11 protein-coding genes are annotated in these 14,275 nt (G+C 71.1%); 9 read left to right on the top strand and 2 right to left on the bottom strand.

The window, feature by feature from the left end; translation table 11 throughout:
• Positions 1-107: 107 nt before the first annotated feature.
• Together EWV39_RS06175 and uvrB are read left to right on the top strand one after the other, a co-directional pair.
• A complete protein-coding gene (locus EWV39_RS06175) occupies positions 108-1,955 on the top strand; it encodes a BCCT family transporter (protein ID WP_129657825.1) in 1,848 nt (615 codons plus the stop codon).
• A 78-nt stretch (positions 1,956-2,033) separates the two neighbouring features.
• Positions 2,034-4,178 (top strand): excinuclease ABC subunit UvrB, encoded by a 2,145-nt coding sequence (gene uvrB / locus EWV39_RS06180; protein WP_129657827.1) that lies wholly within the window; start codon positions 2,034-2,036, stop codon positions 4,176-4,178.
• Between the two features lie 109 nt (positions 4,179-4,287).
• Here uvrB and EWV39_RS06185 read toward each other — a convergent pair whose 3' ends face one another.
• On the bottom strand, positions 4,288-4,521 hold the full coding sequence (locus EWV39_RS06185) for a hypothetical protein (protein ID WP_129657829.1): 234 nt from the start codon (positions 4,519-4,521) through the stop codon (positions 4,288-4,290).
• Between the two features lie 79 nt (positions 4,522-4,600).
• On the bottom strand, positions 4,601-4,825 hold the full coding sequence (locus EWV39_RS06190; protein WP_129657831.1) for a hypothetical protein: 225 nt from the start codon (positions 4,823-4,825) through the stop codon (positions 4,601-4,603).
• A 287-nt stretch (positions 4,826-5,112) separates the two neighbouring features.
• Between EWV39_RS06190 and EWV39_RS06195 the strand changes: the two genes are divergently transcribed.
• The 7 genes from EWV39_RS06195 (at position 5,113) to EWV39_RS06225 (ending at position 14,242) form a co-directional block, all read left to right on the top strand.
• Positions 5,113-6,312: a TerC family protein gene (locus EWV39_RS06195; RefSeq protein ID WP_129657833.1), complete on the top strand. Its 1,200-nt coding sequence runs from the start codon at positions 5,113-5,115 to the stop codon at positions 6,310-6,312.
• Positions 6,313-6,526: 214 nt separating this feature from the next.
• Positions 6,527-7,474, top strand: coding sequence for a fumarylacetoacetate hydrolase family protein (locus EWV39_RS06200; protein ID WP_129657835.1), 948 nt, complete (start codon positions 6,527-6,529; stop codon positions 7,472-7,474).
• Positions 7,475-7,701: 227 nt separating this feature from the next.
• Positions 7,702-8,934 (top strand): pyridoxal-phosphate-dependent aminotransferase family protein, encoded by a 1,233-nt coding sequence (locus EWV39_RS06205; protein WP_165313181.1) that lies wholly within the window; start codon positions 7,702-7,704, stop codon positions 8,932-8,934.
• 49 nt (positions 8,935-8,983) lie between these two features.
• Positions 8,984-10,312, top strand: a complete 1,329-nt coding sequence (locus EWV39_RS06210) for an allantoate amidohydrolase (protein WP_129657837.1) — start codon at positions 8,984-8,986, stop codon at positions 10,310-10,312.
• A gap of 55 nt (positions 10,313-10,367) precedes the next feature.
• A complete protein-coding gene (locus EWV39_RS06215; protein ID WP_129657839.1) occupies positions 10,368-11,192 on the top strand; it encodes a MurR/RpiR family transcriptional regulator in 825 nt (274 codons plus the stop codon).
• A gap of 116 nt (positions 11,193-11,308) precedes the next feature.
• A complete protein-coding gene (locus EWV39_RS06220) occupies positions 11,309-12,697 on the top strand; it encodes an acetamidase/formamidase family protein (RefSeq protein WP_129657841.1) in 1,389 nt (462 codons plus the stop codon).
• A 75-nt stretch (positions 12,698-12,772) separates the two neighbouring features.
• Entirely contained in the window at positions 12,773-14,242 is a 1,470-nt protein-coding gene (locus EWV39_RS06225) for an amidase family protein (RefSeq protein ID WP_129657843.1), read from the top strand.
• The last annotated feature ends 33 nt before the right edge of the window (positions 14,243-14,275 follow it).

A 14,275-nucleotide genomic window follows, 5' to 3' on the forward strand; every position in this document is an offset into this window, starting at 1 on the left:
GCAGGCTTATCCTTAGTGGCGGCCCGCCCTCCTGAGGCGCGGCGTTCTCCCCGGTGGTGGCATCGCGCGGGGGCAGGAACCTTCGATCCCACCGTCAGGAACCGTACGTGCTGAACAAGCTCCACGATGCGCTGGGACTGCGCACCACCCCGGCCATCTTCTTCTACTCGGCCCTCTTCATCGTCCTGTTCTCCGTCCTGACGATGGCCCTGCCGGGTCCCATGCTCGGCATCTTCGGGCACGCGTCCGACTTCCTCATGACCTACCTCGGCTGGTTCTACATCCTGGGGGCGACGGGCTTCTTCCTCTTCCTGCTGTACATGGCCGCGAGCCGCTTCGGCAGGGTCAAGCTGGGACCCGACGACTCCCGGCCCGCCTATTCCGGGCCCGCGTGGTTCGGCATGATGTTCGCGGCCGGCGTCGGCTCGCTGCTGATGTTCTGGGGCATCGCGGAGCCGATCAACCACTTCGCGGTGCCGCCGCGGCCCGGCGTCGAGCCCGGGACCCCGGAGGCCGCGATGGACGCGATCGCGACCACGGACCTTCATCTGGGCTTGTTCATGTGGGCCATCCTCGCGGTGCCGGCCCTGTGCTTCGGGTACTTCACGTACAAGCGCAAGCTGCCGCCGCGGGTCTCCTCGGCCTTCCAGCCCCTGCTCGGGGACGGGATCCACGGGCCCGTCGGCAAGGCGATCGACATCCTGACGCTCGTGGGCTCGGTCTTCGGGCTCGCCGTCTCGGTGGGGCTCGGGGCGCTGCAGCTCAACTCGGGGCTGGCGCATCAGTACGGGGTCCCCTACACCGGGCCCCTGCAGGCGATCATCATCGCCGTGATCACGGCGATGGGCCTGGTCTCCCTCCTCTCGGGCATGGACAAGGGCATCAAGCGGCTGTCCAACATCAACATCGTGATGGCCGTGGCGTTCATGATCTTCGTGCTCATGGCGGGCACCTCCATGTTCGTGCTGCAGGGGACCATCGAGTCCATCGGGCACTTCGTCGCACGGCTGCCGCAGATGGCGCTGTTCAACCACACCTTCGGCGACAGCTCGTGGCTGGGCCAGTGGACGGTCTTCTACTGGGCCTGGGACATCTGCTGGGCCCCCTTCGTGGGCCTGTTCATCGCCAAGATCTCGCAGGGCCGCACCATCCGCCAGTTCGTCATCGGGGTGCTCGGCCTGCCGACGCTGTTCACCATGGTGTGGGTCGGCGTCTTCGGGATGAGCTCCTTCGACATCGAGCTCAACGGCTCCGGCGGCCTCGTGGAGCGGGTCGTGGACGAAGGCGACATCCCCGGCGCGCTGTTCCACTTCCTGGGGAACTACCCGTGGCTGCCGGTGACCGCCGTGGCGGTGCTGCTGCTCATCCTGATCTTCTTCGTCACGACCATCGACTCCGGGGCCCTGGTGATGGACTCCATCGCCAACGGCCACGAGGGCGACTCGCCCAAGCGCCAGCGCGTCTTCTGGGCCATCTCCATCGGCCTGATCTGCGCGTCGGTGCTGCTGGTGGCGGGGGAGAACGGGCTGACCGCCCTGCAGAACATCATCATCGTCATCGGCTTCCCGATCTTCATCCTCGCCTACCTCCAGGTCTGGATGGTCTTGCGGGCCCTCAGGGAGGACGCCGGCGAGCTGCCGCCGATGAAGACGAGGCAGTGGAAGCAGGTGCTCCCGGTGGAGGAGTACCGGCGTCGTGCCACCGACGACTGGGACTCGGTGCAGGAGTACGGCATGCGCCCCGAGTTCGACGAGGAGACCGGTCCCGAGTACGAGACACGCATCCCCCGGACCACCCAGACGCGGCAGGCGAAGCCGCGGGACGGTGCGGAGGAGGACGCAGCCGGGGCCGGGGACGGGCCCGGCCGGGCCGGCGCCGTCGAGGCGAGCGAGCAGGCCGGAACGGGCGCGCAGGGCGCCTCCGGAAAGCCGGAGGGCCCCGCCGCGGACCGGTAGGGCCCGCGACTCCGCGCCCTGGTCAGCTGTCAGACGAAGCGCCGCCTGCGAGCGGGGCCGGCGGCGTAGGCTGGGACCATGAGTCTGGCACAGGAAATCAACCGCGTCGTCGCGCCCTTTGAGGTGGTCTCCGAGTTCGAGCCGGCGGGCGACCAGCCCCAGGCCATCGCCGAGCTGACCGAGCGGGTCGAGGCGGGGGAGAAGGACATCGTCCTGCTCGGCGCCACGGGCACCGGCAAGTCGGCGACCGCCGCGTGGCTGGTGGAATCGGTCCAGCGCCCGACGCTGGTGATGGTCCAGAACAAGACCCTGGCGGCCCAGCTGGCCAACGAGCTGCGCGAGCTGCTGCCGAACAACGCCGTCGAATACTTCGTCTCCTACTACGACTACTACCAGCCGGAGGCGTACGTCCCGCAGACGGACACCTTTATCGAGAAGGACTCCTCGGTCAACGAGGAGGTCGAGCGGCTGCGGCACTCGGCGACCAACGCGCTGCTGACCCGGCGCGACGTCGTCGTGGTCTCCACCGTCTCCTGCATCTACGGCCTCGGCACGCCCGAGGAGTACGTCGCCCAGATGGTGACCCTGCGCCGGGGCGAGGAGGTCGACCGGGACGAGCTGCTGCGCCAGTTCGTCAACATGCAGTACGCGCGCAACGACGTCGACTTCCACCGCGGGACCTTCCGGGTGCGCGGCGACACCGTGGAGATCATCCCGATGTACGAGGAGAACGCGATCCGCATCGAGTTCTTCGGCGACGAGATCGAGGCGATCCACACCCTGCACCCGCTCAGCGGCGAGGTGATCCGCGAGGAGGAGGAGATGTACGTCTTCCCCGCCTCCCACTACGTCGCGGGCGCGGAGCGGATGGCCAAGGCCGTGGACTCGATCCAGCAGGAGCTGGGGGAGCGGCTGAGCGAGTTCGAGGGGCAGAACAAGCTGGTCGAGGCGCAGCGGCTGCGCATGCGCACCACCTACGACCTCGAGATGATGGAGCAGATGGGCTTCTGCAACGGCATCGAGAACTACTCCCGCCACATCGACGGGCGCGAGGCGGGATCCGCCCCGCACTGCCTGCTGGACTACTTCCCGGACGACTTCATGCTCATCATCGACGAGTCGCACGTGACCGTGCCGCAGATCGGCGGCATGTACGAGGGCGACATGTCCCGCAAGCGCACCCTGGTCGAGCACGGCTTCCGGCTGCCCTCGGCGATGGACAACCGGCCCCTGAAGTGGGACGAGTTCCTCGGGCGCATCGGCCAGACCGTCTACCTCTCGGCGACGCCGGGCAAGTACGAGCTCTCCCAGGCCGACGGCTACGTCGAGCAGATCATCCGCCCCACGGGGCTGGTGGACCCGGAGATCGTGGTCAAGCCGACCAAGGGGCAGATCGACGACCTGCTCTACGAGATCAACGAGCGTGCCGCCCGCAATGAGCGCGTCCTGGTCACCACGCTGACCAAGCGCATGGCCGAGGACCTCACCGACTACCTCGTGGAGCACGGGGTCAAAGTGCAGTACCTCCACTCGGACGTGGACACCCTCAAGCGGGTCGAGCTGCTGCGCTCGCTGCGGCTGGGGGAGTTCGACGTCCTGGTCGGCATCAACCTGCTGCGCGAGGGCCTGGACCTGCCGGAGGTCTCCCTGGTGGCGATCCTCGACGCGGACAAGGAGGGCTTCCTGCGCTCGACGACGTCGCTCATCCAGACCATCGGCCGCGCGGCCCGCAACGTCTCGGGCCAGGTGCACATGTACGCCGACAAGGTCACGGACTCGATGCGCACCGCGATCGAGGAGACCAACCGGCGTCGCGAGATCCAGGTCGCCTACAACACCGAGCACGGGATCGACCCGACCCCGCTGCGCAAGAAGATCGCCGACATCACCGACACGCTCGCCCGCGAGGAGGAGGACACCAAGGAGCTCCTGGCCCTGCGCTCGGCGGCGAACAACCACACCGCCCCGGTCAAGGGGAAGGGGAAGAAGGCGGCCGCCGCGGCGGACGAGGAGAACCCTGCCCTGGCCGCGGCGGCCAAGATCAGGGAGGACGGGCTGGCGGCGGCGCCGGCCGAGGACCTGCTGCAGCTGATCGAGCAGATGACCGAGCAGATGCGCAACGCCGCGAAGGAGCTGCAGTTCGAGCTGGCCGCGCGCCTGCGCGACGAGGTCTCGGATCTGAAGAAGGAGCTGCGGCAGATGCAGGAGGCCGGCCACGCCTGAGGCGGTCCTCCTCTAGGAGGGTGGGTCTCCTTTGGGCGGGGGATCTCGCCGGAGACGACGAAGGGCGGGTGGCGTCCCATGGGACGCCACCCGCCCTTCGTCGTCGCACTCAGCCTGCCTGGCCGCGGTGGAGCTCCAGCTCCTGCCGCTCGTCCTGGGACGGCACCCGGGCCGCGTGGATCCCCATGACCACCAGCATCAGGGCGCCGAAGAGCAGCAGCCCCTTGGTGAAGTGCACGAGGAAGTCGGCGGTGGTGGGGATCGTCCAGAGCCAGAAGGCGAGGACGAGCAGGGAGAAGGCACCCCACAGAAAGCCTTTGGCGCGGGAGAGGGGCGTGGACATCGCGGTCCTTTCGACGGATCGGGCAGGTGCGCCCGATTCTACGGAGACCCCGGGCCCGCGCCCCGGCGCTTAGCCAGGCTCAGTGACCGCTGCTGAGCTCGACCTCGCTGCCGGTCCGCGGCGCGACGACGGCCGAGTAGATCCCGGCGAGCACCAGGAGCCCGGCCAGGCCCAGGAAGAAGCCCATCACGATGTGGACGAGGTTGGGGTTGTCGGTGGGCATCGCCCAGGTGAAGAAGGCGACGAGCGCGCAGGCGACGGCCTTGTAGAGGAAGCTGCGGAAGCGGGCGGCGGGAGTTTTCATGGTGGGTCCTTTCGTGGAACGCGGGAGATCCGCTTAGCTCCCCTAATTTTATCCACGAATCCCCGACACCGCCGCACGCCCGCCGAGGATCTTGCGTGCGGCGGGGTACCTTTGCCTGTATCCTTGTCCCTTGAGCAAGGGAGTATCCCCTCAAACCTGTGGACGTCAGCACGATCGGCGCCGATGCCGGTCCGGACGCGGGTCTGCGTATCGCCGAGCGCGTGCGCGGCGGGAGAGACTTGTGAGGTTTGAGTTCCCCACAACCACCTAATCCACAGGAGGCTCCCTTGGAGATCCCCACGATCCAATGGGTCATCACCCTCGTCGTGATCCTGGCGCTGCTGGCCTACGACTTCTTCTTCCACGTGCGCAAGGCCCACGAGCCGACGCTGAAGGAAGCCGCGATCTGGTCGGCGGCCTACGTCGGCATCGCGCTGCTGTTCGGCCTGGTGATCCTCGGCTTCGACGGCACCACCTACGCCGCGGAGTACTACGGCGGCTACATCACGGAGAAGGCGCTGTCTGTCGACAACCTCTTCGTCTTCCTCATCATCATGGCCTCCTTCAAGGTGCCGCGCGCGGACCAGCAGAAGGTCCTGCTCTTCGGCATCGTCTTCGCGCTGATCGCCCGCACGGTGTTCATCTTCGTCGGCGCGGCCGCCATCAACCGCTGGGCCGCCCTGTTCTACCTCTTCGGCCTGTTCCTGGTGTACACCGCCGGGAAGCTCATCAAGGGCGAGGTCACCTCTGGCTCGGAGTCCGACGAGGGCAACAACATCATGGTGCGGCTGGCCAAGAGGTTCCTGCACACCACCGACCACTACGACGGCGACAAGCTGTTCACCATCCAGAACGGCAAGCGGGCCCTGACCCCGATGCTGCTGGTCATGGTGGCCATCGGCGGCACCGACATCCTCTTCGCGCTGGACTCGATCCCCGCGATCTTCGGCCTGACGCAGGAGGTGTACATCGTCTTCACGGCCACGGCGTTCTCGCTGATGGGCCTGCGCCAGCTGTACTTCCTCATCGACGGCCTGCTGGACCGCCTCATCTACCTCTCCTGGGGCCTGGCGATCATCTTGGCCTTCATCGGCGTCAAGCTGATCCTGCACGCGCTGCACGAGAACAACCTGCCCTTCATCAACGAGGGCAACCCCGTCCCGGTGTACGAGGTCGGCATCGAGCTGTCCCTGAGCGTCATCATCGGGGTCCTGTTCGTGACCGTCATCGCCTCGCTCTACAGCCCCAAGGGCCGCGCGCTGCGCGTCATCCAGGGCTCCGAGAAGGCGGCGGTGGACTACCTCGAGCTGCCCGACGACGCGAGCGAGGAGGAGCGCGCCAAGCTCGCCGCGAAGCTGCGCTCCTACGAGGAGAAGCTGCCGAAGGTCTCCCAGAAGCACCGCGACGAGCTCATCGAATCCGAGTCGCACTTCCGCGGCGTGCTCGGCCAGGCGCGCGGCGAGCACGAGGAGTACATGAAGAGCTAACCTCTCTCCCCTCGTCAGAGGCCCCCGCGGCGTCGATCCCTCGGTCGGCGCGGCGGGGGCCTCTGTCCGCCCCGGGTCCGCCGGGGGCGAGATGCGCCTCGGGAGGGGCGGGGCACGCCGGGGCGCCGGGCGCGTCAGGCGCCGACATACGGGCTCCCGGAGCGTGCTCAGCCTGTACGCTGGTCGGAGATTCACCATCGAGGCTGGGGAGACCATGAAGCTAGGACGCGCCTTCGTCGAGAGCCTTCTCGAGCAGCACACCGGGATCTACACCTGGGTCGAGGTCGAGGGCAGACGCCACTACCTGCGTGAGGTGGGCGCCGCCAGCGTCGTGGACGGCGAGCTGTTCACCGCCGGCGACGCCGCGGAGCAGGCCCGGTGCTACTCCGCGGCCGGCGTCGAGGCGCCCGAGCACCCCCGCTCCATCACGGACGTGATGCCCGTGAAGCCCGGCAAGATCCTCTGCGTCGGCCTGAACTACCACGACCACGCCGCCGAGGTGGGCGCGGAGATCCCCGAGTACCCCAGCGTCTTCACCAAGTTCCGCAACGCCCTGGTGGGGCCGGAGGACCCGATCGCCCTGCCGGAGGAGTCCTCGAAGATCGACTACGAGGCGGAGCTGTGCGTGGTGATCGGCCAGCACGTCCGCCGGGCGGACGAGGACGAGGCACTGCGGGCGATCGCCGGCTACACCCTGCTCAACGACGTCTCGGTGCGGGACTGGCAGGGCCGCACCAGCGAGTGGTTCCAGGGCAAGAACTGGGACCACACCACGCCCTTCGGCCCCTGGGTGGTCTCCCGGGACGAGGTCGACCCGGTCGCGGGCCTGCGGATCGAGTGCCTGGTGGACGGCGAGGTCATGCAGTCCGGCAGCACCGCGGACATGATCTTCACCCCCGCCCAGCTGGTCTCCTACATCAGCCGCTTCATGACCCTGGAGCCCGGCGACGTCATCGCGTGCGGGACCCCCGCCGGGGTGGGCATGTCCAAGCGCCCGCGCCGGTTCTGGCTCAAGGAGGGGCATCGGGTGACCACGCGGATCGAGGGGATCGGGGAGATGACCAACGTGTGCCTGCCCGAGGCCCGGACCATCGAGCACTTCCAGGGCACCTCCTGGTGGGGCCCCGTCCTGTCGCAGCGCGAGGCGGAGGCGTACGGCTAGCCCGGAAGGACCGGCCGGGAACGGGGTGAAATGATAGTTTCATCACGCTCGGGGCTCTGAAACATGGGTGTTACATTCGGGTAATATCCGTGAAGCGTGGCCTCGTTAGGCTGAGGGAAGTCCCATCACGCGGATCGACCGCCGCCGGAGACGCCCACCACCTATCTCCCGCGCGCGACGCCGAGAGCCCCTCGCGATCCCCGTGTCCCGACCGAAAGGTGCCAGCCATGACCGCTGCCGCTCAGATCAACCCGCCCACCCGCCTGCTCATGGGCCCCGGCCCCATCAACGCCGACCCGCGCGTCACCCGCGCGATGTCCGCCGCCCTGGTGGGCCAGTACGACCCCGCGATGACCGCGTACATGAACGAGACGATGGGCCTCTACCGCGAGGTCTTCCAGACCCGCAACGAGGCGACCATGCTGGTGGACGGCACCTCGCGCGCCGGCATCGAGGCCGCGCTGGTCTCCCTGGTGGTCCCCGGGCAGAAGGTCCTCGTCCCCGTCTTCGGGCGCTTCGGGCTGCTGCTGCAGGAGATCGGGGAGAGGGTGGGGGCCGACGTCGTCACCATCCACCGCCCGTGGGGCGAGGTCTTCACCCCCGAGGAGATCGAGGCCGCGCTCGAGGAGCACCGCCCCGACGTCGTCGCCATGGTCCAGGGGGACACCTCGACCACCATGAACCAGCCGCTGGAGGGCATCGGCGAGCTGTGCCGCCGCCACGGCGCCCTGCTCTACGTCGACGTCACCGCCTCCATCGGCGGCAACACCTTCCTCGCCGACCAGTGGCAGATCGACGCCGCCACCGCCGGCCTGCAGAAGTGCCTCGCCGGCCCCTCCGGCTCCTCGCCGATCACGCTCTCCGAGCGGGCGGTCGAGGTCATCCGCTCCCGCAAGCACGTCGAGGCCGGCATCGCCGCCGAGGGAGAGACCGCCCGCGGCGAGCGCATCGCCTCCAACTACTTCGACCTCGGCATGATCCTCGACTACTGGGGCCCGCAGCGCCTGAACCACCACACCGAGGCCACCTCGATGCTCTACGCCGCCCGCGAGTGCGCCCGGCTGATCGGCGAGGAGGGCGTCGCGGAGACGGTCGAGCGGCACCGCGTCAACGGCGCCGCGATGGCCGCGGGCCTGGACGGCCTGGGCCTGGAGCGCTTCGGCGACCAGGAGCACCGGATGAACAACGTCGTCGCCGTCCGGATCCCCGAGGGCCTCGACGGCGACGCCGTGCGCAACGGCCTGCTGGAGAACTTCGGCATCGAGATCGGCACCTCCTTCGGCCCGCTGCACGGCAAGGTGTGGCGCGTGGGGACCATGGGCTACAACGCCCGTCCCGACGCCGTGCTCACCACGCTCTCGGCCATCGAGTCGCAGCTGCGCCTGGCCGGTCAGGGCGTGGTCGCCGGCGGCGGCGTGGGAGCCGCCCTCGAGATCTACTCGGACGCCGGGCTGCGCTGACGCCGCGCGCCCCGGACACCATCCCCCTTCGAGAAGGACACCTCTCCGCATGACACAGACCCCCGCGAACTCCGAGACCGCAGGCGCCCGCCGCCGGAAGACCGCCGTCGACGCCGTTCCCCCCGGCGCCGAGCCGGGCCAGGGCGGCGCCCGCCGGGTCATGGCCCGCTGCGACGAGGTGGCGCTGATCTCCGCCATGGAGCACGGCATCGAGCGCACGTACCTGACCTCGCAGCACAAGGCCCACAACCGCCTGGCGGCCCAGTGGATGCGGTCCGCCGGCCTGCAGACCCGCGTGGACGAGGCGGGCACCCTGCGGGGCCGCCTCCCCGGCGCGACCCCCGACGCCCCGGTGCTCTACCTCGGCTCCCACCTGGACACGGTCCCCGACGCCGGCAAGTACGACGGGATCCTCGGCGTCACCGCGGCGATCGAGGTGGCCTCCCGCTTCGCCGAGCGCGCCCAGGCCGGCGAGCCCCTCCCGTTCGCCCTCGAGGTCCTGGCCTTCGGGGACGAGGAGGGCGTGCGCTTCGGCGCGACCCTGCTCGGCTCCCGCGCGATGGCGGGCACCTGGGACCCGGACTGGTTCGAGCTGAAGGACGCCCGGGGGGTCACCCTGCGCGAGGCGATGGAGGAGTTCGGCCTCGACCCGGACCGGGTCTACGATGCCGCGATCGACCCCGAGCAGACCGTCGGCTACCTCGAGGCGCACATCGAGCAGGGGCCCTACCTCCAGGACGCCGACAAGGCCCTGGGGCTGGTCACCTCGATCGCCGGCGCCCGCCGGCTGACCGTGACCGTGATCGGCGAGGCCGGGCACGCCGGCGGCACCCCCTACGGCCGCCGTCGGGACGCGCTGATCGGCTCGAGCCACGCGGTCATCGCGATCGACAGGATCGGGCAGGAGCGCGGCGTGATCGTCACGGTCGGCGAGCTCACCGTCGTCGACGGCGCCATCAACGTGGTCCCGGGCCGGGTCGAGTTCACCATCGACCTGCGCGCCGCCACCGACGAGGACCGCGACGCCGCCTATGACGAGATGATCGCCGAGCTGCAGAGCATCTGCCTGGACCGAGATCTGCAGGTGACGGTCCACGAGCACCACCGGGCCCCGGGCGCGCTGTGCGACCCGGAGCTGATGGAGGCCGTCCGGGAGGGCATCGTCGCGACCGGGGACGAGGAGCCGATGAGCCTCTACTCCAAGGCCGGGCACGACGCGATGGCCATCGCCGAGGTGGCCCCGATGGCCATGCTCTTCACCCGCTGCCTCGACGGCATCAGCCACAACCCGGGGGAGTCGGTGCGCCACGACGACGTCGACCGCGCCCTGGACGCCCTGGAGACCGCCATCCGGCGGATCGCCCGCAACGCCGCCTAGACACCCCGGCGACGCCGGCCGGGCCCGGCCGGCGTCGTCCCCGCGAGGAGACCCCATGCAAGAGAACTCCATCGACTCGAGCATCCGCGAGAACTACGACAGGCTCGGGCCGCAGGAGCGCCGCGCCGCGGACGTGATCCTCGACCGCCTCGACGACTTCGCGATCTACAGCTCCGCCGAGATCGCGGAGCTCGCCGGGGTCTCCCGTCCCACGGTCTCCCGCCTGTACCGCCGGCTGGGCTTCGCCTCCTTCGCCGAGGTCAGGAACCGGGCGCGCAGCCTGCGGGGCCGCGGGGTGCCCGTCTACAGCGAGGGCACGGACGGGCAGGCGGGCATCGCGGCCGCGCAGGAGCACCTGCGCTCCCTGAACCGCACCCTGGCGACCCCTGAGTACGCGGCCCTGGTCGAGGCGCTCGCCGCCGCGCCGAGCGTGCACCTCATCGGCTTCCGCAACAGCTATCCCGTGGCCATGCACCTGCGGAACCAGCTGTCCCAGACCCGGAACGGCGTGGAGCTGCTGCCGCTGCCGGGGCAGACCCTCGGCGACCGGCTGCCCTTCCTGGGGCCCGAGGCCGTGGTGCTCTTCGTCGGCTTCCGACGCCGCCCGGCCCGGTTCGAGCGCTACCTCGACTTCTGCGTCGAGCACGGGCTGCGGGTGGCCCTGATCGGGGACCCCTCGGCCCGCGCGGCGGGGGCCCGGGCGGGGACGTTCCTGGAGTGCCCGATCGACTCGCCCGGCGCCTTCGACGACTACGCCGCCCCGATGACCCTGGTCTCGATCCTGGCCCACGACGTGCTGCGTGCGAGCGGTCAGGACGGCCAGGAGCACGTGAGCACGGCGACCGACGCCTACGAGGCGCTCTCCGAGCTGGAGATGTGACGCCGGGGTTTCCGCGCCGCGGATGAATTAACCCCGCGGTTACTCCCCTGAATCAGCCGCGAGACGGCCGGACGGTGTGATGGGTGCATCACCCGCACCGTCCGGAAGGCCCGTCCATGCCGCAGCTGACAGATGACCGATCCCTCGGGGCCCAGGCCGCCGAATCCCTGATCCGGGGCCTGGGGCGCCGCGGGTTCCTCCGGGCCGCGGCGGGGGCCGGCGCGGCCGGGGCGCTGACCGCCTGCGGCGGGAGCGCCCTCGCCTCGGCGCCCGGCCCCGCCGTGGCGCCGGCCGGCGCGGGATCGGCCGGGTGGGGCGGCGCCGTCCTGCAGCCGCACTCCGGCGAGATCCTCGGTCAGCACTACCTGACCAGCGAGGTCGACGACGTGCTGTGGGGGTACGTGCCCACCGTCCACGCCCGTCCCGTGACGACCGTCCGCTCGGGGGAGACCGTCACCATCGATGCCGTCTCCCACGAGGGCATCATGGAGGACCAGGGCAGGGACCCGCACGCCTTCTTCGCGGGGCACGGCGTCGGACCGGAGCAGGTGCTCTCCGACGCCGCCGCCATCGCCGCCGGGTACGTCCGCACTCTGCGCGACTTCGACCTGGACGGCCCGCACGTGGTGACCGGGCCGATCGCCGTGGAGGGCGCCGAACCCGGCGACGTGCTCAAGGTCGAGACGCTGGATGCCCGGCCGCGGGTCCCCTACGGCGTCGTCTCCTCCCGCCACGGCAAGGGCGCGCTCGGCCTGCGGCCCGACGGCACGCCGCCGGCGGGGGTCGGGGAGGATGAGGTCATGCCGCCGACGGCCCTGGACGGCCGGGGGACCGGCGACCCGCTGGAGTACGGGAACCTCTCCGTCTTCACCGCGATCGAGGGGGACCGCGGCGTCATGCGCAGCGGGCAGGCCCGCCTCTCCTTCCCGCTCCGGCCCTTCTTCGGGATGATGGGCGTCGCCGTCGCCGACGCGCCGGGGCTCACGGACCCGACCGCGAACTCCATCCCGCCGACCCTGGGTGGCGGGAACATCGACATCAGGCACCTCGGCGTCGGCTCCGCCCTCTACCTGCCCGTCAGCGCCGAAGGGGCGCTGTTCTACGTCGGGGACCCCCACATGGCCATGGGTGACGGCGAGGTCGCGCTGACCGCCGTCGAGGGCTCGCTGCGCGGGACCTTCCGACTGACCGTGTGCAAGCCGGGCTCCGGAGAGGCGCCCTCCGTCGCCCACTCCTACCCTTTCGGGGAGACCGAGGAGCACTGGATCCCCACCGGCCTCTCCGATCCCGACGGCGCGGCGGGACCCGAGCAGAACACCGACGTGAACGTCGCGATGCGCCGGGCCGTGGTCAACGCCCTGGACTTCCTGGAGCACGACCGCGGGATCGAGCGCGGCGTCGCCTACGCCTACCTCTCCGCCGCCGCGGACTTCTCCCTCTCCCAGGTCGTGGACCGGACCACCGGCGTGCACGGGCTGATCCGCAAAGCCGACCTCCTCTCCTGACCCGGAGGGACCCGACCGGCCCCTCATCGACCGGCAGGAGCCGGCCGCCCCTGCCCCGACCGGAAGGACGCACCCATGACGCAGACCACCGAGGACCCCCAGCAGACCGCGACGCCGGCGACCCCCGGCCGCCCCGGGGTCGCCCCGACCCGACGCCGCGCGATCGGCGGGGCGCTGGGCCTGGGGCTGGCCGGGGTGCTCGCGGGAACAGCCCGCGCCGCGGCGCCGGGACCGGCTTCCGTCCCGGGGCCGGCCGGCGCGCCGGGTCCCGAGGCCGTCGCGGCGCCCAGCGGCTCCGGCGCGGACCCCGCAGAGCTCGCCCGCATCTGGCGGGTGGCTCCCACCGACCTCCCGGGGTCCTCGGCCGGGCCGTGGGACCCGGCATGGGGCGCCGGGGGAGCCCTGGACGGGATGCGGGTGGCGGTCAAGGACCTCTACGCGCTGGCCGGGCAGCGGGTCGGCGCCGGCAACCCCGCCTACCTCGCCGAGGCGCCCGTCGAGCCATACTCCGCGTGGGCCGTCGAGAACCTCGCCGCGGCGGGGGCCCGGCCCGAGGGGATCGCGCACACCGACGAGTTCGCCTACTCGCTCGCGGGCCGCAACCAGGCCTACGGGACCCCGCCCAACGGGCTGGACCCGCGGCGCATCCCCGGCGGATCCTCCTCCGGCTCGGCCTCCGCGGTGGCCGCGGGCCTGGCCGAGATCGGCCTGGGCACCGACACCGGCGGCTCGATCCGCGTCCCCTCCTCCTACCAGGGGCTGTTCGGGCTGCGCACGACCCACGGCCTGATCCCGAGGGACGGGCTGCTGCCGCTCGCCCCGTCCTACGACACGGTCGGCTGGATGGCCCGGGACGCCGACGCGATGCTGGCCGCCACCCGCTCGCTGGCCGCCTCCGCGACCGGTGCGGCGTCCGACGACGCCCCGATCCGGCGGGTCCTCGTGGACCGGGCCCTCATGGCGGAGGCCGAGCCGGAGGTCGCCGAGGCGCTGCTGCGCGAGCTCGACGCCGCCCGGCGCGCGGGCGCCGTCGTCCTCGAGGAGGTCTCCACCGGGCTGGAGCGCCGCCTCGACGACTGGGCCGAGGCCTTCCGCGTCACCCAGGCCGCCGAGGCGTGGCGGGCGTGGGGCGAGTGGGTCCTGGCGCACGCGGGCTCCCTGTCCGACACCGGGCGGCAGCGCTTCGCGAGCGCCTGGGGCATCCTCCCCGCCCAGGAGGACGAGGCCCTGGGGGTGGTCGAGCAGGCGCGGCGGGCGATCCGCGACGTCGTGCCGGCGAGGGCCTGCCTGGCGGTCCCGGCGGCCGCGACCGTGGCCCCGCTGCTGGAGGCGACCTCCGACCAGGAGCAGGAGGCCCGGGAGGCCACGATGCGGCTCACCTGCCTGGGCGGGCTCTCCGGCCTGCCGATCGCGGTGGCGCCGCTGCTCACCGGGCAGGGCAACGGCGCCGGCCTGGGGCTGATGGGCTCCGCCGGCGACGACGTGGCGCTCGTCGCCGCCGCGGGGGAGTGCTCCCGGGCGTTCGGGGCGCCGGCGCGCTCCTGAGGGATCGGCCGCACCGTCTCATGGGCCCCGGCG

This window comes from Rothia halotolerans (assembly GCF_004136635.1).
Lineage (GTDB): Bacteria > Actinomycetota > Actinomycetes > Actinomycetales > Micrococcaceae > Rothia > Rothia halotolerans.